Origin of the sequence: Roseomonas sp. BN140053 (assembly GCF_047690175.1) — a bacterium.
Lineage (GTDB): Bacteria > Pseudomonadota > Alphaproteobacteria > Acetobacterales > Acetobacteraceae > Roseomonas.
The window spans coordinates 17,810-43,908 of sequence record NZ_JBLLEB010000009.1 but is presented as its reverse complement, the minus strand read 5'-3'; the positions used below and the strand labels follow the sequence as shown (position 1 = coordinate 43,908).

The window sequence follows — 26,099 nt, the reverse complement described above, 5'->3', positions numbered from 1 at the left end:
TCACGGTTTCGTGCGATGAGGGCGGGTTTTCTGTTGCGCAAACGAGGCAGAGGACCCAATTTACGATAGGCTGTATCGGCCGATGAGACTACATTACTACTCATGGTTGTTGTGAGTTCTGCCGGTAGGGGATTTTGGCTGTATGCGCTTCGCAGACATCGGACAGCAGTTGCGGGCCTACCGGCTCGAATCGGGTCTCCGCGCGGAGGAGATCGCCGCACGCCTGGGCGTGTCGCGAGCCGCGCTGTACCGATACGAGAAGGGCGAGGTCATCAAGCTGGACACGATCCGGCGGCTGGCCGAGCTGCTCAAGATCTCCCCCCTGTCGCTGCTCGGGATCGGGGTGGAATATTTTTCCCGCTCTCAGGCGCTGCAGGAGCGGCTGCGGCAGGTGGAGGAGCAGACCGACCAGATCCTCCAGGTCGGCGGCGCGCTCTGCACCCAGGTGACCACGGAAGCGTTGGAAAGCGCGCTGAGCGAGTCGCTGGCCGAAGCCGTGGACGCCGCGCCCGAGCGCTTGCAGGCCCGCGCCACGGCGGACCAGGCGCTGAGCCAGCTGGCAGCCCGCAAGCGACTCTACGCGCAGCGCCGCCCCTCCATCATCGCCATGCTGGGCGAGGGCGCGCTGCGGCGCCTGCTGGCCGAGGGCGTGGCCCCCGGCACCCCCCTGTCCGAGCGCACGCGCAGCCGCTGCCGCATCGCCGCGCGGGCGGAAGCCGAGAACATCGCCCAGCTGATGCAGAGCGAGCCGATGGGTCTGCAGCTCGGGCTGCTGCCGGGCTCCGACCCTTCGGGGCCCTTCGTGGTGCTGCGCGGGCGCGACCGGGCGCATCTCTGCGCCAACCCTTTCTCGCCGGAGATCCTGCCCTTCGCCACCGTGGGCGTCGGCATGGTGACGGCGGCGGACGAGGCGGTGGCCATCCACCAGCGCGTGGCGGAAACCGTGTGGCGCGACGCGCTGAAGGGCAGCGCCGCCGCCGAGCGCGTGCGGGCGCTGATCCGGGAAGCCGAAGCGGCCTGATCGGGGCCACCTGACCGGGGCGGCCCGGGCGAGGCGGCCTGACCGAGGTCGCCGGGCCGGGGTGACCTGACGGCGGTCGCCTGACCGGGGCGGCCAAGCCGGAGCGGCGTTTTCAGCCGGCCGGGGTTTCGAGTTCCAGGCTGGCTTCCAGCAGGTCGTCCTCCAGCCGGCGCAGGGTGAAGCCCAGCGCGGTCACGAAGCGCTGCATCGGCACGTTCTCGGCCAGCACCTGGCCCGTGACGCGGCGGACGCCGACGCTGCGGCCCCAGTCCAGCACGTGCCGCATCAGCGCGCGGCCCAGCCCCTGCCCCTTCCAGGGTGGCGTCACCAGCACTGCGAACTCGGCCTGGCCGCCATCGCCCTCGCGCACCAGGCGGGACACACCCACCGTGCGGTCCGGCAGGCCCGGCCGGGCTTCGGCGGCGATGAAGGCCATCTCGCGGTCGTAGTCGATCTGGGTGAGCCGGGCGATCTGCGCCGGGGGCAGCACCCGTAGCGGGCTGAAGAAGCGGCGACGGATGTCCTCGGGGTCCAGGGCCCGGAAGGTTTCCGCATGCGCCTCGGCATCCTCGGGGCGGATGGGGCGGATCAGCACGCGGCGCCCGTCGCGCGCCGTCCAGGGTGCCGCGAGTTCCGCGGGATAGGGCGGGATGGCCAGCAGCGCCGCCTCGCCGGGCGGGCGCAGCCGCAGGTCGGCATCCAGCGCCAGCACGCCCGAAGGGTCCGCGTGCAGCGGGTTGATCGTGGCGTCGCGGATCTCGGGGAAGTCCACCGCCAGGGCGGACAGCCGCACCAGCGCGTCGGCCAGCGCGTCCAGCGCCACGGCCGGGTGGTCGCGCCAGCCGCGCAGGCGGCGCACCAGCCGGGTGCGGTTGATCAGCGCCTGCGCCAGGGTGCGGTTCAGCGGCGGCAGGTCGAAGGCCTCGTCGGCGTGGAGGTCGGCCGCGGTGCCGCCGGCGCCGAAGCCGATCCAGGGGCCGAACATCGCGTCCTCGCCCAGCCGCAGCCGCAGCTCGGCCGCGGGCGGCGCCTGCTGCTGCACCAGCAACCCGTCGATCCGCACCCCCGGCCGCGAGGCAGCGAGGCGGTCCAGCATGGCGCGGCCGGCGGCGCGCACGCCGCGCACGTCGCGCAGGTTCAGCACCACGCCGCCGACCTCGGTCTTGCCCGGCAGGTCGGGGCTGAGCACCTTGAGCGCCACGGGAAAGCCCAGCTGCATCGCGGCCTGGCCGGCTTCCTCCGGCCGGCGCACCACGCGGCGAGGCACGGTGGGCAGCCCGTAGGCGTCCAGCACGTCCAGCGCTTCGGCCTCGTTCAGGGAACGGCGGTTCTCGGCCCGCGCGACGTCCAGCAGGCGGCGCACGGCGGCGCGGTCGGGGGACAGGTCCAGCACGTCGCGCGGCGGCAGTTCCGCCGCGGCTTCCCGGTTGCGCTGGTCCTGCGCCAGATGCAGCGCGCCGCGCACCGCGGCCTCGGGGGTGGCGAAAACGGCGGCGCCGGCTTCCGCCAGGGCGTGGCGCTGCGGGGCAGCGGTGAACTGGCCGAGCCAGCCGACGAGCACGGGCGCGCGACGGGAGGACCCGGCTGCGCGCCCGGCCGGGACGGCGGCGCTGCCCGCCGCCGCGGTTCCGGGTTCCGCCCCGTCCGGTGCAGCCGCGGCGGCACTGCCGGCCAGCGGACGCACCGTGCCCACCAGCGCCGCCATGGCGGCCGCCGCGGTGTCGCCGTCCTCCTCCGGGGCGGGGGCGTGGATGGCCACCACGGCGCCGACTTCCGGCAGGGTGGCCAGCATCGCCGCGGTTTCCGCCAGCCGGTGCCCCTGCCCCGGCGGCAGCACCAGCGGGTTGCTGCCGTGCCAGCCTTCCGGCAGGGCGAGGTCCAGCATCAGCCGCGCCGCCGCCGGGATGACGGCGAGCTGGCCGCCGCCGGCCAGGGCGGCATCGGCCGCCAGCAGCCCGGGGCCGAGGGCATTGGCCACCACGGCGATGCGGTCGGCCTCTGTGCGGCCGCGCAGCGTGGCGGGGCGGATGCGGGCCAGGGTTTCGGCGGCGGAGAGCAGCTCGCCCAGGCCGGACACCCGCAGCACCCCGGCGCGGCGCAGCACGGCGGCCATCACCGCATCGCTGACGCCGCCATCGCCGGCAAAGGGCGTGTCCGCCCCGGGGGCGCCGAGGCCGTCGGCGATGCCGGTGCGGCCGCCGGCGCGCAGCGCCACCACCGGGCGGGTGCTGGCGGTGGCTCGGGCGGCGGAGATGAACTGCCGCCGGTTCTTGATGCGGCGCAGTTCCAGAAGCACGGCGCCGGTGCGGGTGTCGCGCGCCAGCCAGTCCAACGCGCCGGCGAAACCGTAATCGGCGTTGCTGCCGATGCCGCAGATCAGGCTGAAGCCGACGCCCTGTTCCGCCGCCCAGTCCAGCACCACCCGCGCCACGGCGGCGGACTGGCACAGCAGCGCCAGGCGGCCCGGCCGGGGGGCGATGTGCGACAGGGTGGCGTTCAGGCCGAGGGCGGGGATGGCCAAGCCGAAGGAGCGTTGCCCGAGGGCGCGCAGGCCGGCGCGCTTCGCCTCGGCCGCCAGGTCGGGGGAGGCCACCGGCACCACGACCGCGCGGCAGCCCTGGGCCGCCAGCGCGGCGAAGGCGGCGAGCTGATCGGCGGGCGGCAGGGCCACCACGGCGAGGTCGGGCGGGGCGTCCAGCACTTCCACCGTGGCGGCGTGGGCGAGGCCTTCCCAGGGCGCGCCCACCGCGTGGAGCGCGCCCTGGAATCCGCCCGCCAGCAGGTTGCGCGCGAGAATGGCAGCTTCCGGCAGGGCGGGGTCGGCCAGCAGCGCCACGCGGCGTGGCGCGAAGAGGGAAGCGGCCCGGAAACCCGGTCGGTGGCGGCTGGGCGGGATGTTCACCATCACCGGGCAAGGTGGGGGGTGTTGCCGCAGCGCACAACGATGCGGGGGGCGGCCTCGCCGGGCCTTTGTTCTGGGCGGACGGGAAGCAGCAGGCCGGGGGGAAGTATCCCCCCGGACCCCCTTCTATTTTCGGGAGTTTGGGGGCGCCTTTCAGGGCACCCCCAAACTCCCGAAAAAAGGAGGGGGACCGGGGGAGTTCACTCCCCCGGCCTTCCCTGCCCCGTCAGCCCCCCTGGGCGCGCAGCTGCGCGATGCTGGCGCGGTGGGTCACCTGCTCGGGGTCCGTGCGGATCTCGATCACCGCGGGAAGCTTGCTGGCGCGGGCGCGCCGGAAGGCGGGCACCAGTTCCTCCGTCGCGGTGACGGTTTCGCCGTGGCCACCGTAGGCCGCGATCAAGCGGGCGAAGTCGGGGTTAGTCAGGGCGGTGCCGGACACGCGGCCGGGAAAGGCGCGCTCCTGGTACATGCGGATCGTGCCGTACATGTTGTTGTTGAACACCAGGATGATCGGCGCCACCCCGGCCTGGAAGGCCGTGGCCAGTTCCGAGCCCGTCATGCCGAAGCCGCCATCGCCCACCAGCCCGATCACGCAGCGGCCGGGATGCAGGATGGCCGCGCCCACCGCCGCCGGCACGGCGTAGCCCATGGCGCCGTTGGTGGGGCCGAGGAACTCCTGCTCGTCGGTCAGGTGCAGGAAGCGGTTCGGCCAGGTGGCGAAGTTGCCGGCGTCGCAGGTGTAGATGGTGTCGGCCGGGATCTCCTTCTCCAGCGCCTGCAGGGCGCGGGCGAGGTTGAGGGGGCCGGGATAGTCCGGCGGTTCCGCCTGGGACAGGCGGCGGGCGCGCAGGTCGCGGGTCCAGCCGGACCAGGGGCGCTCGGCCACGCTGCGGCCGCGCAGCGTGGCGGCGAAGGCGTTGAGGTCGGCGGTGATGCCCAGGGCGGGGCGGAAGACGCGGCCGAGCTCGGACTGGTCGGGGTGGACCTGGATGATCGGGGTGCCGCCGGCGGCGTCGAACAGGGTGTAGCCCTGCGACACCGCTTCGCCGAGGCGGGTGCCGATCGCCAGGATCAGGTCGGCCTCGCGCACCTTGCCCACCAGCCCGGCTTCCGCGCCGACGCCGAGGTCGCCGACGTATTGCGGCAGCGTGCCGTCGAACAGGCCCTGGCGGCGGAAGCCGACGGTGACGGGCAGGTCGTTGTTGACGCAGAAGTCGCGGATGTCGCGGCGCCCTTCCGGCGTCCAGCGGGAACCGCCCAGGATCACCAGCGGCCGCTGCGCCGCGGCGAGGCAGCCCATGATGGCCTCCGCGGCTTCGGGCGCGGGATGCGGCGGCAGGATGCGCGCGGGGCCGATGTCGGGAACGGCGACGCGGTGCTTCTGCATCTCCTCGGAGATGGCGATCACCACCGGGCCGGGGCGGCCGGAGGTGGCGACGTCGAAGGCGTGCGCCACCAGCTCGGGGATGCGCGCGGCGTCGTCGATCTGCGTCACCCACTTGGCGAGCGGCGCGAACATCCGGCGGTAGTCGACTTCCTGGAAGCTGTCGCGGTCGGTTTCGGCGAAGGGGATCTGGCCGATGATCAGCACCAGCGGCGTGCTGTCCTGCATGGCGACGTGGACGCCGATGCTGGCGTGGCAGGCGCCGGGGCCGCGGGTGACGATGGCGACGCCGGGGCGGCCGGTCAGCTTGCCGTGGGCTTCGGCCATGTGGACGGCGCCGGCCTCGAAGCGGCAGGTCACCAGCTCGATGCGGTTGCCCACCGCGTAGAAGCCGTCGAGCACGTCGAGGAAGCTCTCGCCGGGCACGGAAAAGGCGTGGGTGACGCCCTGCGCCAGCAGGGCCTCGGCCAGGAGGCGCCCGCCGCTGCGTTCCGGTGGCGATGCTTCGCTGCTCATGCCCTGCGCTCCCTGCCCGTCGCGAACGGGGCGCAGGTTAGTGTTTCCCGGGCGGGGCAGACAGTCCCCGCCCCGCCTGCCGGTTGCCGGCGGCGCCGCGGCTCAGCCGCCGCAGCCCGGGCAGTTCGGGGGCGCCAGCACGCCGCCGGTCTGCTGGCGGACGCGCAGTGAGGAGGCCTTGGCGTCCCGCACGATGGTTTCGGTGTCGAAGGCCACCAGCCGCCCGCCGCGCTTGAGGATGCGGCCGTCGGCCAGCACCGTGTCCACGTTGGCGGGGGTGGCGGACTGCACGATGGTGGTCTCGATCTGGCCGATCGGCGCGGTGTTGAGCGCGTCGGCCCGCACCACCAGCAGGTCGGCGCGCTTGCCGGGCGTCAGCGAGCCCGTGACCTCGCCCAACCCCAGCGCGCGGGCGCCGTTGATCGTCGCCATGGCGATGGTTTCGCGGTGGCCGAGCGGCGCCTGCCCTTCCGACGGCGTGCCCTTCCAGGGCACCGACATGGCCCAGGTCACGCGCATCAGCTCGAACATGTTGGGCGGCGTGAGGGAGGCGGCGTCGAAGGACAGGGTCAGGGTGACGCCGGCCTTGCGCATGGCCATCAGCGCGGCGCGCGGGTCGCCGTCCGCGCCCAGCCGGAACTCCGAATGCGTGGAGAAGGAGAGCGGCGTGTTCGTGCGCGCCAGCACGGCGAAATCCTCGGGGCTGCCGACGATGTAGTGGCAGAGCAGGAAGTCGGGGCCCAGGAAGCCGCGGCGTTCGTAGTCGGCGGCCTTGATGCGGTTGGGACCGGCCTGCCCGGCATGGGTCGCGAAGGGCAGGCCGCGCTCGCGCACCAGGCCGATCTCGCGGAAGAACACCGCCTCCTCGCTCTGGCCGGGGCCACGCAGGTTGACGCCGAGATGGACCAGCCCCTCGAAGGGCGGGGCGTCGCCGAACCATTCGCGCCGGACGCGGTCGATGTCGGCGAAGTTGATCAGCTCGTTGCGCGGCAGCCCGTCGCGGTGGCCGTAAGCGAAGCGTGCGCGCAGCAGGGAATCGCGGTGGGCGCGCAGCTCGGCATCGGCGTGCTCGGGCGAGCGGGTGTTGTTGCACCAGTTGTGCACGGTGGTGACGCCGGCATTGGCGAGTTCCGCCAGGCCGAGGCGGACGCTGTTGTAGAAATCCGCCGGCGCGTAGTGCGGCGCGGTGGCGTTCTTGGCCTGGAAGTATTCGTAGCCGCCGTCGCCGATGTAGTTGCGGCCGAGCGCGCTCCACATGTGGTAGTGGCTGTCCACCAGCCCGGGCATCACGATGCAGTCGGCCGCGTCGATCACCTCCGCGCCGGGCGCGTCGAGGTCGGGGCCGACGCGCTCGATGACACCGTCGTTCACCAGCACGTCGGCGCGGGGCAGCGTGCCCAGCGCCGGGTCCACGGTGATCACCGCGCCGCCCTTCACGAGGTAGCGGCCGCGCGGCGGGGCCGCGGCGAGCGGGGCGGCGGCGAGCGGGGCGGCGGCGAGCGGGGCGGCGGCGGGCTGCGCCGCGGCGCGGCGGAGGGCCGGAGCGGCGAGCGTGCTGCCCAGCACCACGCAGGCGAGTTGGCGGCCGAGGGTGCGGCGCGTCAGCATGGCGGAACTTCCTTGGCGGTGCGGCGGGCGCGTTGGTGGGACCCACGCCGCGAGGCAATCAGCGTGCCATGCGCGGGTGCCGTTCCGGCGGCACCGCCCTGACCGTCGCTGCGGGGCGCTATTCCGCCGCCGGCAGCGCCACCGCGCGCTCGTCGCGTTCCAGGTCGCGCAGCTTGGTCGCCACCGCGCCGATCGGGCGGGTATAGGGCGCCAGCAGCAGGTAGAGCGCCGGCACGGCGTAGAGAGTGACGATCGTGGACAGGGTGATGCCGCCCACGATCACCACCCCCAGCGCCTGCCGGCTTTCCGCCCCCGCGCCGGATGCGAAGGCCAGCGGCACGGCACCCAGCACCGTGGCGATGGAGGTCATCAGGATCGGCCGCAGCCGCACCACCGAGGCTTCCAGCACCGCTTCCAGCACGGACATGCCGCGGTCGCGCAACTGGTTGGCAAATTCCACCACCAGGATGCCGTTCTTCGCCATCAGCCCGATCAGCAGGATCATGCCGATCTGCGAGAAGATGTTGAGCGACTGGCCGGTGACGAAGAGCGCCAGCAACCCGCCGGTCAGCGCCAGCGGGGTGGAGAGCAGGATCACGAAGGGGTGGATGAAGCTCTCGAACTGCGCCGCCAGTACCAGGAACACCACCAGCAGGGCGAAGGCGAAGGTGAAGTAGAGGCTGCTGCCGCTCTCGCGGAATTCCAGGCTCTGGCCGCGATAGGAGATGCGGGCGTCGGGCGGCAGCACCTCGCGCGCCGCGGCGTCGAGGAAGTCCAGCGCCTCACCCAGCGAGTAGCCCACGGCGGGGGTGGCGGAGATGGTGATGGCGCGGGTGCGGTCCTCGCGCGCCAGGGATTGGGCGCGGGCGCGCTCAGCCAGCTGCACCACGTTGCTCATGGGAACCAGGCCGCCGCCGGCGGTGCGGACGAAGATGTTCTGCAGGTCGTAGGGGGTGGCGCGGAACTCGTCGCGCGCCTGGAGGAGGATCTTGTATTCCTCGCCGCCCACGACGTAGGAGCCGACCTCGCGCGAGCCCAGCATGGTCTCGATGGTGCGGCCCACCGCCTGGATGGAGACGCCGAGGTCGGCGGCCTTGCGGCGGTCCACGTCGACGCGGATTTCCGGCTTGGTTTCGCGGTAGTTGCTGTCGAGGTTGAGCAGCCGCGGTTCCTGCCGCACGCGGTCCAGGAAGCGGTCGCGCCACTGCACCAGCGTGGCGAAGTCCGGCCCGCCGATCACGAACTGGATCGGCGGCTGGAAGCCGCGCTGGCCCAGCGAGGGCGGATTGAGCGGAAAGGCGCGCATGCCGGGGATCGCGGTCATGCGCGGAAACACCGCCGCCACGATCTCCTGCTGCTTCACCGTGCGGCTTTCCCAGGGCGCCAGGCGGACGAACATGTTGGCCTGGTTGCCCTGCGGCGGACGGGTGAAGCCGCCCAGGGTGGAGAACACCACCACCGCGTCGCCGTTGCGCAGGTAGGGCTCCATCACCTGCTCGGCCAGTTGGACCTGCTGGCGGGTGTAGTTGAAGGAGGCTCCTTCCGGCGCGGTCATCGGGATGATCACCGTGGCGCGGTCCTCCACGGGGGCGAATTCCTTGGGCAGGGCCCCGAACAGCGCGACGCCCACGGCGCAGAGCAGGGCGGAAGCGCCCAGCACCAGGATCGGCGCCCGCAGCGCGCGGGCCAGCGTCCAGCGCAGCCCGCCGTTGAGGCCCAGGAAGAAGGGCTCCGTCAGCCGCACCAGCCAGGTTTCGCCCTGGTGCGGCTGCAGCAGCTTGGAACACATCATCGGCGTCAGCGTCAGCGCGATCAGGCCGGAGAAGAGCACCGAGGCCGCGAGGGCGAAGCCGAACTCGGAGAAGAGGCGGCCGGTGTTGCCGCCCATGAAGGAGAGCGGGACGAAGACGGCCACCAGCACCAGGGTGGTGGCGATCACCGCGAAGGCGATCTCGCGCGAGCCGCGGATGGAGGCGAGCAGGACAGGCTCGCCTTCCTCGATGCGGCGGTGGACGTTTTCCAGCACCACGATGGCGTCGTCCACCACCAGGCCGATGGCCAGCACCAGCCCCAGCAACGTCAGCACGTTCACCGAGAAGCCCATCGCCGCCATGGCGATGAAGCTCGCGATGATGGAAACGGGGATGGCCACGGCGGGGATCAGCGTGGCGCGGAAGGAGCGCAGGAACAGGAAGATCACCACCACCACCAGCACCAGGGCGGTGATCAGGGCGTGCTCCACCTCGAAGATGGACTGCGCGATGAACTGGCTCTCGTCGTAGCCGATCTCGACGTTGATGCCTTCGGGCAGGGTTTCGGCGATGCGCGCGACCTCGGCCTTGACGCCGTCGGCGACGGAGAGCGTGTTGGCGGTGCTCTGGCGCTGGATCCCGAGGCCGATGCCGGGCTTGCCGTTGATGCGGTATTCGCCGCGCGTGTCCTCGGGCGCGATCTCGACATCGGCCACGTCGCCCAGCAGCACCTGGGCGCCGGTGGCGGTGCGCGACAGCACGATGCGGCGGAACTCGTCGGGCTGGGTCAGGCGGGTGTCGGTGCGCACCGTCAGCTCGCGCTGCGTGCTCTCGATGCGGCCGCCGGGGAGTTCGACGTTCTCGCGCCGGATGGCGTCTTCCACGTCCTGCACGGTCATGCCGCGGGCGGCCAGGGCCTGGCGGTCCAGCCAGATGCGCATGGAATACTTGCGCTCGCCCTGGATCAGCACCTGCGCCACGCCTTCCACGATGGCGAGGCGGTCGTTGAAGCGGGAGCGGGCGATCTCCGTCAGCTCCATGCCCGAGAAGCGGTCGGAGGTCAGCGCGACCCAGAGGATCGGGCGGCTGTCGCCGTCCACCTTGGCCACCACGGGGGTGTCGGCCTGTTCGGGCAGGCGGGCGGCGGCGCGGGCGACCTTGTCGCGCACGTCGTTGGCCGCGGCGTCCACGTTGCGGTTGAGGCGGAATTCCAGCGTGACCTGGGAGCGCTCGTCGCGGCTCTGCGACGACATCACCTTGACGCCCTCGATGCCGGCCACCGCGGCCTCGATCAGCTCGGTGATCTGGGTGTCCACCACCGCCGCCGAGGCGCCGGCATAGGTGGTGGTGACGGACACGATCGGCGGGTCGATGGCGGGGTATTCGCGCACCGGCAGGCGCAGCAGGCTGAAGGCGCCCAGCACCACCAGCAGCAGGCTGACCACGGTGGCGAAAACCGGGCGCTTGATGGAAACGTCGCTCAACACCATGGCGGCGTGGCCTTCAGCTGGTGGGACGGGTCATGGTCTCGGTGACGCGCACGGGGGCGTCGTTGCGCAGGCGCTGGATGCCGCGCACCACCACCATGTCGCCGGCGGCGAGGCCGGAGCGCACCTCCACCTCCCCGGGCAGGCGCTGGCCGAGGGCGATCTCCACCCGCTTGGCGCGGTCGCCGCGCACCACGAACACGAAGGCGCGGTCGCCCACGGGGTCCAGGGCTTCCTCGGGGATCAGCAGGGCGCCAGGGCGTTCTTCCAGCAGCAGTTCCACCGTCAGGAACAGGCCGGGGCGCAGCGCCTCGTCGGCGTTGTCGAACTCGCTGATCAGGCGGACGGTGCGGGTGGCGGCGTCGATGCGGGTGTCGGCCACCGCCACCTGGCCCACGAAGCGGCGGTCGCCGAACGCGGCGGAGCGGGCCGTGACGCGGCTGCCCTGGCGGACGCGGGCGACGTAGAGCTCGGGCACGGAGAACTCGACCCGGACGCGGGCGGTGTCGTCCAGGGTGGTGATCACCGTGCCGGGCTGGATCAGGGCGCCCAGGCTGACCTGGCGCAGCCCGACCCGGCCGGCGAAGGGCGCGGTGATCCGCATCTCGTTCATCTTGGCCTCGGCCTGGCGGACACGGCCCTCGGCCTGGCGGGCCACGGCGGCCAGGGTGTCCACCCGCTGCTCGGCGATGGACTGGCCGGCGACGAGGCGCTGGGCGCGCTGCAGCTGCGAGCGGGCATCGTCCAGCTGGGCGCGGGCCTGGTCCAGCTCGGCGCGCAGGGCGGCGTCGTCCAGCAGGATCAGCGGTTCGCCTTCCCGGACCTTCTGGCCTTCGGTGAAGCGCACGGCGGTGATCATGCCGGTGACCTTGCCGGTGATGGTCACGGCGTCGCGGGCGCGCACGGTGCCGACGCTTTCCGTGCGTTCCGTCACCGTGCCGGTGCGGACGGGGGCCACGGCGACGTTGGTGGGGCCGCCCCCGGCGTTGCGCGCGGCCTGGGCGGCGGGGGCCGCTTCCAGCCCGATCAGGGCGAGCGGGCGCGGCAGCCCGTAGCGGGGGCCGTAGACCTGCCACCCCGCACCCGCGGCCGCCAGGGCGGCCAGGATCAGCAATTGAGTTCGAGCCCGCATGGTTCCGCCAGGAAAACTGGCTCGCTTATGCGGAATGGCGCCGCGGCGTCGCAAGCCTTTGTGAGAATTGTTTCAGAAAATCCATCCGACAGCTGTCGATTTCCGCCGGGCCGGGGGAGTGTTCCGGCGGAACCGGTACCTGCCCGTGTGAGGCTCGCAACCGGCGCGGCGCTTCGGGCTGCCCCGCGCCGCCCGCAATCCGCCGGGCCGGCCGGGTCCTGGGCGGGCGCTTCTGCTAGGCTGCCGGGATGGCCGCCGCCGGTGCGGCGGGACCGGAAACCGGGGGAGAGCGGGCGTGCGGGCGATCTTCGTACAAATCAAGTGCGAGATGGGGCAGTCCTACCGCGTGGCGCGGGACATGGCGGACGGGATGCCGGAACTGTCGGAGATGCATTCCACCAGCGGGCAGTACGACCTGCTGGGCAAGTTCTACCTGGAAGCGGACCAGGATATCGGCCTCTTCGTGGTGGAGAAGGTGCAGACCGTGCCGGGGGTGAAGGACACCTACACGATCCAGACCTTCAACGCCTTCACCGCGGAGGAGCGCTGACGCCCGGCCCGCTGCCGCGGGCGGTTGCCATGAAATGGCCCCGGGCTGCCCCGCTGCGGCCCGGATCGCGCCGCGGGCGTGCCGCAGGCGCAACGTTTCATGGTGGGCGTACCGGAGGTCCCACACCATGCGCATGCGCTTCCTTCCCGCCCTCGCCCTGGCCGCCTGCCTGGGCACCGCGGCCTGCCAGCATCCGGACGGCTCGACCGACTGGGGCAGCACCCTGGCGCTGGGCGCCGGCGTCGGGCTGGCCGGGGCGCTGATCGCGGGGGCGGCCTCCGATGACGGGCCGCGGCACGGCTACCGGTCCTCGCGCCGCTACGACGGCGGGGGCGGCTACGGGCGGGGCGGCTATGGCCGGTCCTCCTATGCCCAGGGCTATGGCCGCGGTGGGCGCTGGTAAGGGGCGGTCCTGCGGCTGGAGGGGTTGGGAAGGCCGGGGGAGTGAACTCCCCCGGACCCCCTCCTTCTTTCGGGAGTAAGAGCACTCCGGTGACCACCGGCGCCCCCGAAGACTCCCGAAAATAGAAGGGGGTCCGGGGGGATACTTCCCCCCGGCTTTCCGGAGCCCGCCTCTACGTCAGCTCGGCCTCGTAGAGCGCCAGGGTGGCGGCGTCGAAGCAGGCGAAGGTGATGTCCAGCTCCGCCGCCTCCGGGCGCACCGTGCCGACCGCGATGCGGGCGGCCGGAGCGGGCGGGAAGCCGTAGATGCCGGTGGAGATGGCGGGAAAGGCGATGCTGCGGCCGCCGGCCCGCCGCAGCAGGGCGAGGCTCTCGCGGTAGCAGCTGGCCAGCAGCTCCGCCTCCCCCGACCCGCCGCCGCGCCAGACCGGGCCCACCGCGTGGATGACGTGGCGGGCGGGCAGCCGGAAGCCCGGGGTGATGCGGGCCTGCCCGGTCGGGCAAGGCGCCAGGGCGAGGGAGGCGCGCAGCAGTTCCGGCCCGGCGGCGCGGTGGATCGCGCCGTCCACCCCGCCGCCGCCGGCTAGGGCGGTGTTGGCGGCGTTGACGATCGCGTCCACCGCCAGGGTGGTGATGTCCACGCGCAGGGCACGCATCGGCACGGTTCTGTCCTCCTTCGCGGCCCCGGGCGGGCGCCGGGGTCAGTAGCCCAGCGCGACGCCGTCCTTGCGCGGGTCGGAGCCGCCGATCAGCACGCCGCGCTCATGGTCGATCAGGATGGCCTGGCCGCCGCCATGCGGCTTGTCGATCAGCGAGCAGGCATGGCCGAGGCGTTCCAGCCCGGTGATCGCGGCGCCAGGGATGCCCTTCTCCACCTGGATCTTGCCGCCCGTCGGGAAGAGCCGCGCCAGGTCCAGCGCCGCCTGCGGGTCCAGGCCGAACTCGAAGTGGTTGCTCAGGAACAGGGTCTGCCCCATCGGCTGGAAGTGCCCGCCCATCACGCCGTAGGGCATGATGGGGCGGCCGTTCTGCATCACCATGCCGGGGATGATGGTGTGCAGCGGGCGCTTGTTGGGGGCGATGCAGTTGGGGTGGCCTTCCTGCAGCCGGAAGCCGAAGCCGCGGTTCTGCAGCATCACGCCCGACTTCTCGGCCAGGATGCCGGAGCCGAAGCCCTCGAAGAGGGAGTTGATGAAGGAGCAGGCGTTGCCGTCCCGGTCCACCACGCAGAGGTAGACGGTGTCCTTGTGGCGGACCCAGTCGGCGGAGCCGGAGGGTTCTCCGGCCGGCGGCAGTTCCGGCAGGGCGCGGTCGTCGCGGATCAGGGCGCGCACGGCGTCGGCATAGGCGGGGGAGCAGAGGTGCTCCACCGGCACCTCGACCTGGGATGGGTCGGCCAGGAAGGCGTCGCGGTCGCGGTAGGCGAAGCGGGCGGCCTCGATGTGGCGGTGCAGGCGCTCGACCGAGAGCGGGCCGGCGGCAGGGGTTTCGAAGCCGCCGAGGATGTTGAGCAGCATCAGCACCAGCATGCCCGAACCGTTGGGCGGGCACTGGAACACCTCCATGCCGCGCCAGCTCGTGCGGATCGGCTGCACGAATTCGGCGACGTGCTGGCCGGCGGCGAAATCGGCTTCCGTGTGCAGGCCGCCAGCCTCGCGCAGCGCGTTCACCATGTCGGCCGCGATGGCGCCGGTGTAGAAGGCGGCCGCGCCGTCGCGGGCGATCGCGCGCAGCGTGCTGCCCAGGGCGGGGTTGCGGAAGATGTCGCCCACGCCGGGGGCCTTGCCGTCCACCAGGAAGTGCCGCGCGGCGGCGGGGTGGCGCGCCAGCTTGGCCGCCGAACTCGCCCAGTCGCTGGCGACGCGGGGCGTGACGGGGTGGCCGTCCTCGGCGAAGCGGATGGCGGGCTGCAGCAGCGCGTCCAGCCCGAGCCGGCCATGCGTGCGCGAGAGCAGGTCCCAGGCGGAGATCGCGCCGGGCACAGTGACGGAATGGGCCGACGTGTTGACCATCTCCGTCAGCCCGGCGGCGCGCAGGGCCTCGGGCGTGGCGGCGGCGGGGGCACGGCCGGAACCGTTCAGCGCCACCACCTCGCCGGTGCCGGCGGGGGCGTAGAGGCAGAAGCAGTCGCCGCCGATGCCGGTGCTCTGCGGCTCGATCACCGCCAGCACGGCCGCGGCGGCGATGGCGCCGTCCATGGCGTTGCCGCCGGCGCGCAGGATGTCCAGCGCGGCCAGGGTGGCGGCGGTCATGGAGGTGGCGGCCATGCCATTGGCGGAGATCGCCGGGCTACGGCCGGGGCTGTGGAAATCGCGGATCACGGCGGGCCCTTCACGTTTGTCGGGCAACACGCCCGCATGCACCGCCCGACGCTGCCACGCGGGGACCGGGCCAGCAACCGCGGGGCATGCCCCCTTTTCCGGTCCACCTTTCCCGGGGCCGCTGGCCGCCCTGCCCTGCCCCTTGCCCCCTTTCCGGGCCGCGGCGGCTCGGCTAGGGGAACATCCATGGCCGCCCCCGCGACGATCGAGGAATTCGACCGGATCGAGATCCGCGCCGGCACGGTGCTGCGTGCCGAACCCTTTCCCGAGGCACGCAAGCCGGCGATCAAGCTCTGGGTGGATTTCGGCGGGGAGATCGGCGTGAAGCAGTCTTCCGCGCAGGTCACCGTGCACTACGAGCCGGCCGGGCTGGTGGGGCGGCAGGTGCTGGCGGTGGTGAACTTCGCGCCGCGCCGCATCGCGGGCTTCCCGAGCGAAGTGCTGGTGCTGGGCGTGCCGGACGAGAACGGGGCCGTGGTGCTGCTGCGGCCCGACCAGCCCGTGCCGAACGGCGCGCGGCTCTTCTGAGGGATCGAGCTTCATGCCGCCGCGCTACTACATCGTGAGCTGGGACCAGCTGCACCGCGACGCCAAGGCGCTGGCCTGGCGGCTGATGGACAAGGGACCCGATGGCGGCCCCTGGAAGGGCATCGTCGCCATCACCCGCGGCGGGCTGATCCCGGCCGCGATCATCGCGCGCGAGCTGGAATGCCGGCTGATCGAGAGCGTGTCGGTGGTGACCTACGACGAGGAGCAGCGCGGCACCCCCAACGTCGTCAAGTCGCCCGATGCGGCCGGCGACGGCGAAGGCTGGCTGCTGCTGGACGACCTGGTGGACACCGGCACCACGGCCAAGGTGGTGCGCACCATCCTGCCCAAGGCGCATTTCGCCACCGTTTATGCCAAGCCCGCCGGCAAGCCTGTCGTGGACACCTTCGTGACCGAGGTCAGCCAGGACACCTGGATCCTGTTCCCCTGGGACACGGAGCCGCAATTCGTCGCGCCGCTGGCCAAGACCGCCGCGCGCTGACGCTTTCCTGAAAGCGGCGCGGGGAACCCTCTCTCCCCGGCCGCCGTTTCCCTGGCCTGTTCGGCACCGCGCGTGCCCCAGCCCGAGGAAACCCACGGCATGTTCGACCGACGCACCCTGACGCTGGCCATTGCCGGCGGCACCATCCTGGCCGCCCAGAGCACGCTGGTCAGCGGCGTCATGGCGCAGAATCCGGCCTCGCCGCCGGGCACCCTGACCAACCTCGACCCCGCCCGGGTGATGGACATGGCGCATGCCGGCGGGTCCTTCCTGCTCCAGGCCGCGCGGATCGGCATGGAAAAGGCGCAGCGGCCGGAGGTGAAGCGCTTCGCCCAGTTCGAGGCGCGCGAGCAGGACGGCATCGCCGAGGCCATGCGCATCGCCGGCCACGAGCCGGGCAAGCCGACGCCGGAACTGCCGCCCGAGAAGCGCCAGGCGATCCAGCGGCTGCAGACCACCAACGGCGCGGCCTTCGATCCGGCCTTCCTGGAGGTGATGAATGCCGGCCACCAGGAAGCGCTGAATGTGTTCACCGCCCTGCAGGAAGGCAACCAGCCGCCGCCGGTGAAGATCATCGCCCTGCTCGCCACCAACACGATCCGCGAGCACCTGATCCTGATCGACACGCTGCAGAACGGCACGCGCTGAAACGGCGCCGGCGGTTCTTCCGGCCGCCCCGCCTTTGCGGCCCGCCGGATGCCGGTGGGCCGCCGTCGAGTGCCCCGGTCCCGCCGCCCGACGGCCTTGTTCGGCGCGGTTGCTGCGCGCGGGTCGCGCGATGCGGTTGCAGCCTGCCGGGGACTTAACGTTGCCGTGCAGGATCGGAAAGAACGGCAACCGCCGCCGCCGGGAATCCTTTTTCCGAGACGCCGCCCCCGCTGGCGTCCCCCCAATTTCCTGGAGACTTCCCCCATGCTGAACCGCCGCACCCTCGCCGTCGCCCTGGCCGGCACCGCCCTGCTCGGCCGTGCCACCCTGGCGCAGACCAACCCTGCTGCCGTGCAGCAGAACCTCCAGGGCCTGAGCCCGGACGCGCTGCGCACCCTGGCCCTGCAGGGCGGCGCTTTCCTGATGCAGTCGGCGCAGATTGCCGTGGACAAGCCGACCCGCGCGCCGCTGAAGCAGTTCGCCCAGTTCGAGGTGGATGAGCAGCAGGGCATCATGCGGACGCTGCAGCTGGCGGGCTACCAGGTGGCCCCGCCGGCGCTGACGCCGGACAAGACGATGCTGCTGCAGCGCCTGACCAGCGCCACCGAGAATGGCTTCGAGCCGCTCTTCGTGGAAGCGCAGATGACCGCGCATCAGGAAGCGGCCAACGTCTACAACGCGATGGTGCGCTCCACCGCCGCGCCGCTGCCCGACCGGGTGCTGGCCAGCCTCGCCCTGGGCCGGATCGACGAGCACATGAAGATGCTGGCGGGGATGCTGGCGGCGCGCTGAGGCGGCACGCTGCCGCGGCGGCCGGGGCATTCAGCCGGCCGCCGCTTCCTCGCGCGAGGCACGCACGGTGTCGACGCGCCGCCCGTCCATCTCCACCACCTCGAACTGCCAGCCGGACCAGACGATGCGGTCCCCGGCCTTGGGCACGCGGCGCAGCAGCGCCAGGATCAGCCCGCCCACCGTGTGGTAGCTGCCTTCCTGCGGCAGCGCCGGCAGGTCCAGCCGGGCCTTCAGTTCATCCGACGGCATCATGCCGTCCAGCATCAGGCTGCCTTCCTCCTCCTGCTCGGCCCGGCCGGGTTCCGGCGCCGGCTCGCCGCCCAGCTCGCCCACGATGGCTTCCAGCAGGTCGGAGGCAGTGACCACGCCCTCGAAGGAGCCGTATTCGTCCATCACCAGGGCCATGCCCAGCCGGTCGGCGCGCATCCGTTCCAGCGCGTCCAGGGCCGGCAGGTTGTCGGGCAGCACCATGGGCTGCCGCAGCGCCTGGGCCAGGGACAGCGGCTCCCCGGCCAGCAGCTGGTCCAGCAGGTCCTTGGTAACCACCAGCCCCACCACGTTATCCACCCGCCCATCCGCCACCACGAAGCGGGTGACGCCGCTGCCGCGCAGCCGGGCCGCGAGCTGGTCCGGCGGGTCGGCGCGGTCGAGCCATTCCACCTCCGTGCGCGGGGTCATCAGGGCGCGCACGGGCTTGTCGGCGAGGCGGAGGACGCGCTCGATCATGTGGCGCTCCTCGTCTTCCAGGGCGCCGGCCTCGGCGCCTTCGGCCACCACGGCCTTCACCTCCTCTTCCGTCACCGACTGTTCCACCGGGCGCGAGGCGCCGAGCAGCTTCAGCACCAGGGTGGAGGAGCCGCTGAGCAGCCACACGGCCGGCGAGGCGACGCGCGACACGACCGCCAGCGGCCGGGCCAGGGTGCAGGCGATGCCTTCGGGGTCGCGCAGCGCCAGGGTCTTGGGCACCAGCTCGCCCAGGATCAGCGACAGGTAGGTGATGGCCAGCACCACCAGCCCGAAGGCGAGGTTGTCGGCATAGGGTGCCAGGCCCGGGATCTGCGACAGCGGTCCTTGCAGGGACGCGGACAGCCGGGCGCCGCCGAAGGCGCCGGCCAGGATGCCCACCAGCGTGATGCCGATCTGCACCGTGGGCAGCATGCGCTCGGGGTTCTCGGCCATCGCCAGCGCCGCGGTGGCGCCGACGCGGCCGTTGCGCTGCAGCGCCAGCAGCCGGGCGCGCCGGGCGGAAACCACTGCCAGCTCCCCCATCGCGAAGGCGCCGTTGAGCAGCACCAGCACGAGGATAATCCCGATCTCGATCAGCGCGGACATGCGCGGTTGTTTAGGGGAGGCGTGCACGGCGGGGTAGCACCCGAGGGTTGCGGGACACGGCGGTTTTTTGTTGCGCCGCAAAAATGCCCCATTTGCGGCCGACCGGCGCCGCAGCCGCTTCGTTTCATCAGGACTACGCGAGGTCCTCGAATCGGCCGCGCCGCCCGGACCCGCCGGGGGGCGCGTCGTCCGGAACGGGACCGCCGCGGTGTGACGCCGGACCCGAGATGAACGCCCGTTTCGAGCAATCCCCCTGGTCCCCCCCGACGGCCGCGCCGTCCCAGTCCGGGGCGCGGCCCCGCCGTTCTTCCCCGCATGCCGGTACGCTGCTGGTGCTGCTGCTGGTGGCCCTGGCGCATCTGGGCGCCTGGTGGGCCTGGAACCGCCCGGTGGCGATGCCGGATTTCCGCGGCCAGGTGAACGGCCTGGCCTTCGCGCCCTACCAGCGCGGGCAGAGCGCCGAAGGCAATAACTGGCCCACCGCCGAGCAGATCGAGGGCGACCTGCGCCGCGTGGCGCCGCTGACCCGGCGCGTGCGCACCTACGCCGTGCATGGCGGGCTGGAGCGCATCCCGCAGCTCGCCTGGAACAGCGGGCTGGACCTGCGGGTGACGCTGGGCTCCTGGCTCGACCGCCGGCTGGACCGCAACGCGGCGGAGATCCGCTCGCTGGTGCAGGTGGCGCGGGAATCGCGCAACGTCGACCGCGTGCTGGTGGGCAACGAGGCGGTGCTGCGCGGCGACCTCAGCGCGCAGCAGCTGGCCGGCTACGTGCAGCAGGTGCGCCGGCAGGTGCGCCAGCCGGTGTCCACCGCCGAGCCCTGGCACGTCTGGCTCGACCACCCCGAGCTGGGCGAGGCCGTGGACTTCATCACCATCCACCTGCTGCCCTACTGGGAAGGTCTGCCGGTGGACGCGGCGCTGGACTTCATCATGGAGAAGTTCGACGCCGTGCAGGCGCGCTTCCCCGGCAAGCCCGTGGTGATCGGCGAGGTCGGCTGGCCGTCCGACGGACGCGACATCGGCGCGGCGCGGGCCACGCGCGTCAACCAGGCGATGTTCCTGCGCAAGTTCTTCAACATCGCTGAGCGGCGCGGGCTCGACTACTTCGTGATGGAGGCTTTCGACCAGCCCTGGAAGGTGAGCTTCGAGGGCCGCGCCGCCGGCTACTGGGGCATGCTGGACCTGGACCGGCAGGCGAAGTGGCCGATGGTGGGCGCGGTGCAGGAAACGCCGGGCTGGGCCGGCTGGGCGCTGGGGGCGAGCTTCTTCGCCTTTGCCGCCAGCCTGTTCTTCCTGGCCCGCCGCCCGGATATCCGGCTGCCCGGCAAGCTGCTGATGGCCGGGCTGGCGCAGCTGTTCACGACGGGCACCACGCTGGTGGTCCTGGCGATGAGCGAGACCTACCTGTCCGCCAGCGCCGGCGCCGTTTGGAGCGTGCTGATCGCCGGCCAGCTGCTGCTACTGGCGCTGCTGCTGAGCGACAGCTTCGAGCTGGCGGAAACCGTCTGGGGCCGGGTGAGCAAGCGGCGCTGGCCCGCCCTGCCCGCTGCCACGGGCGCGGCGCTGCCCAAGGTGTCGCTGCACCTGCCCATCTGCAACGAGCCGCCGCAGATGGTGCGCGACACGCTGGATGCGCTGGCCGCGCTGGACTACCCCGATTTCGAGGTGCTGGTGGTGGACAACAACACCACCGACCCGGCGCTGTGGGAACCGGTGGCGGAGCATTGCGCCCGGCTGGGGCCGAAGTTCCGCTTCTTCCATCTCGGCCGGTGGAAGGGCTTCAAGGCGGGGGCGCTGAACTTCGCGCTGCGGGAAACGGCGGCGGACGCCACGGTGATCGGCGTGCTGGACAGCGACTACGCCGTGCGGCCGGACTGGCTGCGCCGCATGGCGCCCTTCTTCGACCGGCCGGAGGTCGGCTTCACCCAGTCGCCGCAGGACTACCGCGACGCGCATGAGGGTTGGTTCAAGCGGGTGATGTTCTGGGAGTACGCCGGCTTCTTCCGCGCCGGCATGGTCACCCGCAACGAGCGCAACGCCATCATCCAGCACGGCACCATGACGCTGATCCGCCGGAGCGCGCTGGAAGGCGCCGGCGGCTGGGCGGAATGGTGCATCTGCGAGGACAGCGAGCTCGGCCTGAAGCTGATGCGGCAGGGCTGGGAAGCCGTGTACTGCCCGGACAGCATGGGCCGCGGCGTGATGCCGGACGACTTCGCCGCCTATCGCAAGCAGCGGCACCGCTGGGCCTTCGGCGCGATGCAGATCGTCAAGGGCCACTGGCGGGCGCTGCTAAACCCCTTCGACCGGTCCCTGTCCCAGGGCCAGCGCTTCCACTTCGTAATGGGCTGGATGCCCTGGTTCGGCGACGCGCTGGGGCTGGCCTTCGTGTTGGGCGGGTTGTTCTGGTCGCTGGGGCTGATCCTGCTGCCGATCAGCAACCCCCTCGCCTATCCCGAACTGCACGAGGCACTGGCGGGCTTCGGCATCGGCGCTGGCTTCTGGACCGCGCTGCGGACGGCGGCGCAGGCGGTGGGGATGAGCAACGAGTTCCCCATCCTGCTGTTCATGCTGCCCAGCCTCGGCCTGTTCGGCTTCAAGCTGTTCCAGATCTGGACGCTGTATGCCGCGCGCGTGGCCTGCGGCGCCGGTGATCGGCTGGCGGCGGCGCTGGGCGGCTTGGCGCTGACCCACACCATCGGCAAGGCGGTGTGGCAGGGGCTGTTCAAGCGCCGGGCGCATTTCGCCCGCACGCCCAAGATGGCCAATGCCCCCGCCTTGGTGCAGGGCCTGGCCACGGCGCGCGAGGAGCTGATCCTGCTCGCGCTGCTGTGGATGGCGGCAGTCGGCATCACCGCCGTACACCGGGGCGGAACCTGGGAAGCCGTGCTGTGGACCGTGATCCTGCTGGTGCAGTCCGTGCCGTATCTGGCGGCGACCACCATGGCCGTGATGGCGGCGCTGCCGGCGTCGCGCAGCGCGGCGGTGCCGGGGGCGGTGTCCGCCACCTCGGCGGCCGGGCAGGCCATGGCGCGCAGCGGTGGTGACTGAAGGCCCGGGCGGCTGGCGCCTGCCGGCCGCCGCGACGCTGCTGGGGCTGGCGGGGCTGCTGCCCTTCGCCGGCCTCGCCGCCCTGGCGGCCGCGGGGGAGGACTGGGCGCGCCCCTGGCTGGTGGGTTACGGCGCCAGCATCCTGAGCTTCCTGGGCGCGGTGCACTGGGGCGCGGCGCTGCGGGCGCCCGAGGCGGAGGCGGGCTGGGACTGGCCGCGCTTCGGGCTGGGCGTGGTGCCCTCGCTGGTGGCGGCCGTGGCGCTGCAGCTGCAGCCCGCCACGGCGGCCGCGGTGCTGGCGGCGGCGATCCTGCTCACGGCGGCGGGCGAGGCGGTGGCGGCGACGGGCGGCGCAGTGTCGCCGCGCTGGGTGCGGCTGCGCTGGATCCTGTCGATCGGGGCGGGGCTGCTGCTGCTGGCCGGGGAATTTCTCGGCCAATAAGATTTGCCTCATGCAACGGGACGGCTTAAGTCTTCGTTAAGGTGCCGCACTGAGCGCCAGCCGACGAGGTTCCTCCCGATGCAGACCGGCAACGTGATCGCCTTTCCCGCCACGCCGAAGAACCGGCTCGCCGTCGCGCTGTGCCGGTTGCAGATGGCGCAGGCGGAACAGCGCGCGGCGCTGGGGCAGCTGCGCGCCTCGCTGGGGCAGCTGCGGACGGAAACGGCGCGGCTGGAACGGTCGACCCTGGACTGGGATGGGGAGGTCCGCTCCCTCGGTCAGGCGGCGGCCGCGGCGCGCGAGGCGGCCGCGGCGCTGCAGCGGACCGCCGACCGGTTGTGATAAGAGCGGGGGAGTGAACTCCCCCACACCCCCTCCTTCTTTCGGGAGTTTGGGGGTGCGTGCGTGACCGTTGCGCCACCCCCTGACTCCCGAAAATAGAAGGGGGTCCGGGGGATACTTCCCCCGGCTTGCCTTCCTTACCGGCGCAACGCTTCAGCCCGCCCCGGGCCGGAGCCGCAATCCGGGGCGCAGGTGCCGGAAGGGCAGCGTCGCCGGGTCGGCCACCACGGGCCCCGGGGCTGCCACCACCAGCACCTTTTCCGCGATCGGCCCGAAATCGGCGCGGAAGTGCACGCTGGACTTCAGCGCCAGGATCTTTTCCCGCGCCGGCTCCACGCCGAGGTGCCGCAGGATTGCCTGGTCGTAGGCCTGCATCTTGCGGCTGTTCACGATCACCTTGACCCCGTTGGCCGAGATCAGCGCCGAATCCCCGAGATCGGCCGGGTTGCCCGCGGCCATGGGGCCGGTGCAGGTGAAGCGGCCATCCGACACGCGCAGCACCTTGGCCGTGACGTCCAGCGGCCGGCCGTCGGAACGGCCGCCCAGGCGCAGCGACAGGCTGGCCCCTTCCCCCGCCGCGCGGCAGGCGGCGGCGCTGGCGGCGTCGTTGATCGTGGCCAGCACGGCGCCGCGGGCTCCCTGGCGCACCAGCTCGGCCAGCAGGCCGGTGGTGTCGCCGTGGCCGCCACCGCCGGGATTGTCCTGGGTGTCGGCCAGGATCACCGGGCGCGTGGCCTTGGCGGAGAGGCGGATCGCCTCGGCCACGCCTTCCCCTGCCGGGAGGATGTCGGAGCGGAACTCGGCCTCATGCGTGCGCAGCCAGCGCAGCATCTCCTCGGCGGCCGCAACGGCGCTGGGCTCGTCGACGGCGTAGCAGGCGATTGCGGCGCCGCAATCGGGGAAGTCGGCGTAGGGGAAGCCGAAGCACAGGCCCAGCTCCGCGACCCCGTGACGCAGGGCGATGCGGTCGCGCTCGGCCATCGCCTCGGCCATGGGGGGCACCAGCGTGCATTGCGCGGTGATGGGGAGCAGGAAGTCCAGTTGCCGGAAGGCGCGGGCGAAGGGGCGGCCGCGGCGGGCGCGCTCCACCAGCAGGCGCAGCGCGCGGGCGCCGGCGGGCTTCATGTCGACGTGCGGATAGGTGCGGAAGGGGGACAGGGCGTCGGCGCGTTCTACCATCGCGGCGGTCAGGTTGCAGTGCGGGTCCAGGCTGGCCACCAGGGGCGTCGCCGGGCCAGCCACGGCGCGGACGCGGCGCAGCAGCTCGCCCTCGGCGTCGGGGAAGCCTTCGGCCAGCATGGCGCCGTGCAGGTCCAGGAAGATGCCGTCCAGCGGCCCGGCGGCCAGGGCGTCCTGCAGGTCGGACAGCAGCAGGGAGGAGATGCGTTCGAAGGCCTCGGCCGTCACGGGGCCGCCGGGATTGGCCAGGCACCAGGTCAGCGGCGCCAGGGTGAAGCCCATGGCCCCGGCAGCGGCGATGGCGCCGGCAATGGGGGTGCTGGTGTTGCGCAGGGCGGCCAGCAGCCCGGGCGGGCGCTGCAGGGCGGGCCAGCCGCCAGGGTGGAGGAACTCGTCCCAGCCGGTGGGGGTGGGGGCGAAGGAATGGCTCTCGTGCTGGAAGCCGCCGACGGCGATGCGCATGGGTGGTGTCCGTCAGCCCCGGTCCGGCGCGGCGGCGCTCACGCCGCGCGCTCCAGGCCGCACCATTCGGCCATCGTCAGGGCGATGGTGCGGGTGATGCTGTGCATGCTGTCCAGGCCGACGCTCTCGTCGATGCCGTGGATTTCCTGCGCCTCGGGGCCGAAGCAGGCGACGGGGGTGTCGGCGTAGAGCGCGAAGAAGCGGCCGTCGGTCAGGCCGGTGGCGGGGAACTGGCGCAGCTCGGTGCCGGCGGCTGCCGCGTAATGGTGGCGGGCGAGGCGGACGATGTCGCTCTCCATGTCGAAGACGCAGGGGTCGGCGAGGAAGCCGCGGAATTCCAGTGCCAGCTTGGCGCCGCGCAGGGCCTCGCTGCCGGCGAGGCGCGCCACGATCGCCTCGATATCGGCCCGCACGGCGGCGGCAGTGTTGCCCATCATCACGCCCACCCGCAGCCCCAGCCGCGCGCGGGTGGGAACGGAGGAGTTCCACTCCCCGCCCTCCAGCGTGCCGATGTTGACGTTCACCGGGTGGTTCACGCCGTGAAAGGCGACGTGGACGTGCTCGGCGCGGTTCATCCGCGCCTCGTACTCCTTGAAGGCGGCGGCCACGGTCATGGCGGCCTCAATGGCGTTCACGCCGGACTGCATGTCGCGCACATGGGCGGGGCGGCCGGTCACGGTGACCCAGGCCCAGACCACGCCGACCTCGGCGGAATAGAGGCCGGCGAAGCCAGGGCCAGGTTCGGGGATGATGGCGGCGTCGGTGCGCGGCAGGGCCAGCATCGTGGCCAGGGCGCCGTTGCCGGTGCATTCCTCCTCGATCACCGCCTGCAGCTGCACGGGGGCGGCGGGCTGCAGCCCGGCCAGGCGCAGCGCCCGGAAGGCGAAGAGGTAGGACACCAGCCCGGCCTTCATGTCCCCGGCGCCGCGGCCGAACATGCGGCCTTCGCGCAGCGCGGGCTCGAAGGGCGGGGTGGTCCAAAGGTCCGCAGCACCTTCCGGCACCACGTCCACGTGGCCTTGCAGCGTCAGCGAGCGGCCCTTGCCTTCGCGCGGGGTGAAGAGCGCGGCGACGTTGTCGCGGCCCGCGTAGGAGATCAGCGGCGGCGAGAATCCGGGATGGTCGCGCAGGGCTTCCGGCACGGTGGGGATGCGGCGCGGTTCCAGCCCGAGCGCGGCGAAATGGCGCGCCATCTCCTCCAGCGCGCCCGCTTCCTCCCCCAGGGTGGAGCGGCAGCGCACGAGCCGCGCCAGCGCCTCCACCGCCTCGCTCTCCAGGGCGGCGACGGCGTCGAGGATGGCGCGCTCGGCACCGGGGTCGATGGTCATCGGAAATCCTCGCGGCCGGGCGGAGCACCGGGCCGGCGGTGGCAAAGGCTACAGGCCGCGGTCGGACGCGGACAAGGGTGGGCCGCCCCTGCCCTCGGTTCGGCACGCGACTCCGGCCGGGCGGGCGCCGGGGCTGAGGGCACGAGCCGGCCTGGCCCGAGTCGTGCGCGATTCGGCGAAACGGGAGGCGGCGTGCAGCGCGGCGCGGCGCCGTTCGCCGGGGGCGGGCCGTGCTGCAGATCCGGCGTGGGAACACAGGATTCTGGCAGGGACGGCCTCCCCTGGCCGGGCGCGGCGGGGATCGGGCCGGCGACCTTCAAGCTCCGGTAATTCTTCTCCCGGCAAGATGAGCGGCGTCGGTGAGACCCGCACTGCAACCCTTTCCGGTTCCGAGATCGGCGGAGGCATGGGGCGCGG

General features: G+C 72.6%; 20 protein-coding genes. 10 read left to right on the top strand and 10 right to left on the bottom strand.

The window, feature by feature from the left end:
- The first annotated feature begins 142 nt into the window (after nt 1-142).
- Nucleotides 143-1,021 carry a helix-turn-helix domain-containing protein gene (locus ACLIBK_RS10865; protein ID WP_415387276.1) on the top strand — a complete coding sequence of 293 codons (879 nt, stop codon included), beginning with the start codon at nt 143-145 and terminating at the stop codon, nt 1,019-1,021.
- Nucleotides 1,022-1,133: 112 nt separating this feature from the next.
- Here ACLIBK_RS10865 and ACLIBK_RS10860 read toward each other — a convergent pair whose 3' ends face one another.
- The 5 genes from ACLIBK_RS10860 to ACLIBK_RS10840 form a co-directional block, all read right to left on the bottom strand.
- Nucleotides 1,134-3,926 (bottom strand): GNAT family N-acetyltransferase, encoded by a 2,793-nt coding sequence (locus ACLIBK_RS10860; RefSeq protein ID WP_415387275.1) that lies wholly within the window; start codon nt 3,924-3,926, stop codon nt 1,134-1,136.
- A 223-nt stretch (nt 3,927-4,149) separates the two neighbouring features.
- Nucleotides 4,150-5,823: a thiamine pyrophosphate-dependent enzyme gene (locus ACLIBK_RS10855; RefSeq protein ID WP_415387274.1), complete on the bottom strand. Its 1,674-nt coding sequence runs from the start codon at nt 5,821-5,823 to the stop codon at nt 4,150-4,152.
- 102 nt (nt 5,824-5,925) lie between these two features.
- Nucleotides 5,926-7,431 (bottom strand): amidohydrolase family protein, encoded by a 1,506-nt coding sequence (locus ACLIBK_RS10850; protein WP_415387273.1) that lies wholly within the window; start codon nt 7,429-7,431, stop codon nt 5,926-5,928.
- A gap of 118 nt (nt 7,432-7,549) precedes the next feature.
- Nucleotides 7,550-10,672 (bottom strand): efflux RND transporter permease subunit, encoded by a 3,123-nt coding sequence (locus ACLIBK_RS10845; protein ID WP_415387272.1) that lies wholly within the window; start codon nt 10,670-10,672, stop codon nt 7,550-7,552.
- A gap of 13 nt (nt 10,673-10,685) precedes the next feature.
- Nucleotides 10,686-11,801, bottom strand: coding sequence for an efflux RND transporter periplasmic adaptor subunit (locus ACLIBK_RS10840; protein ID WP_415387271.1), 1,116 nt, complete (start codon nt 11,799-11,801; stop codon nt 10,686-10,688).
- A gap of 295 nt (nt 11,802-12,096) precedes the next feature.
- On the opposite strand from ACLIBK_RS10840, the gene ACLIBK_RS10835 reads away from it, so the two are divergent.
- Nucleotides 12,097-12,351 (top strand): Lrp/AsnC ligand binding domain-containing protein, encoded by a 255-nt coding sequence (locus ACLIBK_RS10835; RefSeq protein ID WP_415387270.1) that lies wholly within the window; start codon nt 12,097-12,099, stop codon nt 12,349-12,351.
- A gap of 127 nt (nt 12,352-12,478) precedes the next feature.
- Complete coding sequence (locus ACLIBK_RS10830; RefSeq protein WP_415387269.1) at nt 12,479-12,754, top strand: hypothetical protein; 276 nt, start codon at nt 12,479-12,481, stop codon at nt 12,752-12,754.
- Between the two features lie 172 nt (nt 12,755-12,926).
- Here the strand turns inward: ACLIBK_RS10830 and ACLIBK_RS10825 are convergent, their stop codons facing one another.
- The gene (locus ACLIBK_RS10825) at nt 12,927-13,409 is read right to left on the bottom strand and encodes an O-acetyl-ADP-ribose deacetylase (RefSeq protein WP_415387414.1); all 483 of its coding nucleotides are present in this window, start codon (nt 13,407-13,409) and stop codon (nt 12,927-12,929) included.
- 45 nt (nt 13,410-13,454) lie between these two features.
- Nucleotides 13,455-15,071, bottom strand: coding sequence for a gamma-glutamyltransferase family protein (locus ACLIBK_RS10820; RefSeq protein WP_415387413.1), 1,617 nt, complete (start codon nt 15,069-15,071; stop codon nt 13,455-13,457).
- Nucleotides 15,072-15,260: 189 nt separating this feature from the next.
- Between ACLIBK_RS10820 and ACLIBK_RS10815 the strand changes: the two genes are divergently transcribed.
- From ACLIBK_RS10815 to ACLIBK_RS10800, 4 genes are all read left to right on the top strand, one after another.
- Nucleotides 15,261-15,602: a tRNA-binding protein gene (locus ACLIBK_RS10815; protein WP_415387268.1), complete on the top strand. Its 342-nt coding sequence runs from the start codon at nt 15,261-15,263 to the stop codon at nt 15,600-15,602.
- Nucleotides 15,603-15,615: 13 nt separating this feature from the next.
- Nucleotides 15,616-16,104: a xanthine phosphoribosyltransferase gene (gpt, locus tag ACLIBK_RS10810; RefSeq protein ID WP_415387267.1), complete on the top strand. Its 489-nt coding sequence runs from the start codon at nt 15,616-15,618 to the stop codon at nt 16,102-16,104.
- A gap of 99 nt (nt 16,105-16,203) precedes the next feature.
- Nucleotides 16,204-16,752: a DUF4142 domain-containing protein gene (locus ACLIBK_RS10805; RefSeq protein ID WP_415387266.1), complete on the top strand. Its 549-nt coding sequence runs from the start codon at nt 16,204-16,206 to the stop codon at nt 16,750-16,752.
- Between the two features lie 264 nt (nt 16,753-17,016).
- On the top strand, nt 17,017-17,544 hold the full coding sequence (locus ACLIBK_RS10800) for a DUF4142 domain-containing protein (protein WP_415387265.1): 528 nt from the start codon (nt 17,017-17,019) through the stop codon (nt 17,542-17,544).
- A 30-nt stretch (nt 17,545-17,574) separates the two neighbouring features.
- On the opposite strand, the gene ACLIBK_RS10795 is transcribed toward ACLIBK_RS10800, so the two are convergent.
- Complete coding sequence (locus tag ACLIBK_RS10795; protein WP_415387264.1) at nt 17,575-18,876, bottom strand: hemolysin family protein; 1,302 nt, start codon at nt 18,874-18,876, stop codon at nt 17,575-17,577.
- A 227-nt stretch (nt 18,877-19,103) separates the two neighbouring features.
- Between ACLIBK_RS10795 and ACLIBK_RS10790 the strand changes: the two genes are divergently transcribed.
- The 3 genes from ACLIBK_RS10790 to ACLIBK_RS10780 all read left to right on the top strand — a co-directional run bounded on the left by ACLIBK_RS10790 (nt 19,104) and on the right by ACLIBK_RS10780 (nt 22,713).
- On the top strand, nt 19,104-21,929 hold the full coding sequence (locus tag ACLIBK_RS10790; protein WP_415387263.1) for a glycosyltransferase: 2,826 nt from the start codon (nt 19,104-19,106) through the stop codon (nt 21,927-21,929).
- Complete coding sequence (locus ACLIBK_RS10785; protein WP_415387262.1) at nt 21,922-22,371, top strand: DUF3429 domain-containing protein; 450 nt, start codon at nt 21,922-21,924, stop codon at nt 22,369-22,371. Before ACLIBK_RS10790 ends, ACLIBK_RS10785 begins: the two co-directional genes overlap by 8 nt.
- 78 nt (nt 22,372-22,449) lie before the next feature.
- Nucleotides 22,450-22,713, top strand: coding sequence for a hypothetical protein (locus ACLIBK_RS10780; RefSeq protein ID WP_415387261.1), 264 nt, complete (start codon nt 22,450-22,452; stop codon nt 22,711-22,713).
- 153 nt (nt 22,714-22,866) lie between these two features.
- Here the strand turns inward: ACLIBK_RS10780 and ACLIBK_RS10775 are convergent, their stop codons facing one another.
- Together ACLIBK_RS10775 and ACLIBK_RS10770 are read right to left on the bottom strand one after the other, a co-directional pair.
- Nucleotides 22,867-24,354, bottom strand: a complete 1,488-nt coding sequence (locus tag ACLIBK_RS10775) for a M81 family metallopeptidase (RefSeq protein WP_415387260.1) — start codon at nt 24,352-24,354, stop codon at nt 22,867-22,869.
- A gap of 38 nt (nt 24,355-24,392) precedes the next feature.
- A complete protein-coding gene (locus ACLIBK_RS10770; RefSeq protein ID WP_415387259.1) occupies nt 24,393-25,682 on the bottom strand; it encodes an ArgE/DapE family deacylase in 1,290 nt (429 codons plus the stop codon).
- Nucleotides 25,683-26,099: the final 417 nt, after the last annotated feature.

What these genes read in the sequence shown, in the direction of transcription:
- ACLIBK_RS10840 (WP_415387271.1), bottom strand. Translation starts at nt 11,801, where the DNA reads ATGCGGGCTCGAACTCAATTGCTGATCCTGGCCGCCCTGGCGGCCGCG.
- ACLIBK_RS10780 (WP_415387261.1), top strand. Translation starts at nt 22,450, where the DNA reads ATGCAGACCGGCAACGTGATCGCCTTTCCCGCCACGCCGAAGAACCGG.
- ACLIBK_RS10800 (WP_415387265.1), top strand. Translation starts at nt 17,017, where the DNA reads ATGCTGAACCGCCGCACCCTCGCCGTCGCCCTGGCCGGCACCGCCCTG.
- ACLIBK_RS10845 (WP_415387272.1), bottom strand. Translation starts at nt 10,672, where the DNA reads ATGGTGTTGAGCGACGTTTCCATCAAGCGCCCGGTTTTCGCCACCGTG.
- ACLIBK_RS10825 (WP_415387414.1), bottom strand. Translation starts at nt 13,409, where the DNA reads ATGCGTGCCCTGCGCGTGGACATCACCACCCTGGCGGTGGACGCGATC.
- ACLIBK_RS10850 (WP_415387273.1), bottom strand. Translation starts at nt 7,431, where the DNA reads ATGCTGACGCGCCGCACCCTCGGCCGCCAACTCGCCTGCGTGGTGCTG.
- ACLIBK_RS10805 (WP_415387266.1), top strand. Translation starts at nt 16,204, where the DNA reads ATGTTCGACCGACGCACCCTGACGCTGGCCATTGCCGGCGGCACCATC.
- gpt (WP_415387267.1), top strand. Translation starts at nt 15,616, where the DNA reads ATGCCGCCGCGCTACTACATCGTGAGCTGGGACCAGCTGCACCGCGAC.
- ACLIBK_RS10830 (WP_415387269.1), top strand. Translation starts at nt 12,479, where the DNA reads ATGCGCATGCGCTTCCTTCCCGCCCTCGCCCTGGCCGCCTGCCTGGGC.
- ACLIBK_RS10815 (WP_415387268.1), top strand. Translation starts at nt 15,261, where the DNA reads ATGGCCGCCCCCGCGACGATCGAGGAATTCGACCGGATCGAGATCCGC.
- ACLIBK_RS10790 (WP_415387263.1), top strand. Translation starts at nt 19,104, where the DNA reads ATGAACGCCCGTTTCGAGCAATCCCCCTGGTCCCCCCCGACGGCCGCG.
- ACLIBK_RS10770 (WP_415387259.1), bottom strand. Translation starts at nt 25,682, where the DNA reads ATGACCATCGACCCCGGTGCCGAGCGCGCCATCCTCGACGCCGTCGCC.
- ACLIBK_RS10860 (WP_415387275.1), bottom strand. Translation starts at nt 3,926, where the DNA reads ATGGTGAACATCCCGCCCAGCCGCCACCGACCGGGTTTCCGGGCCGCT.
- ACLIBK_RS10865 (WP_415387276.1), top strand. Translation starts at nt 143, where the DNA reads ATGCGCTTCGCAGACATCGGACAGCAGTTGCGGGCCTACCGGCTCGAA.
- ACLIBK_RS10855 (WP_415387274.1), bottom strand. Translation starts at nt 5,823, where the DNA reads ATGAGCAGCGAAGCATCGCCACCGGAACGCAGCGGCGGGCGCCTCCTG.
- ACLIBK_RS10775 (WP_415387260.1), bottom strand. Translation starts at nt 24,354, where the DNA reads ATGCGCATCGCCGTCGGCGGCTTCCAGCACGAGAGCCATTCCTTCGCC.
- ACLIBK_RS10795 (WP_415387264.1), bottom strand. Translation starts at nt 18,876, where the DNA reads ATGTCCGCGCTGATCGAGATCGGGATTATCCTCGTGCTGGTGCTGCTC.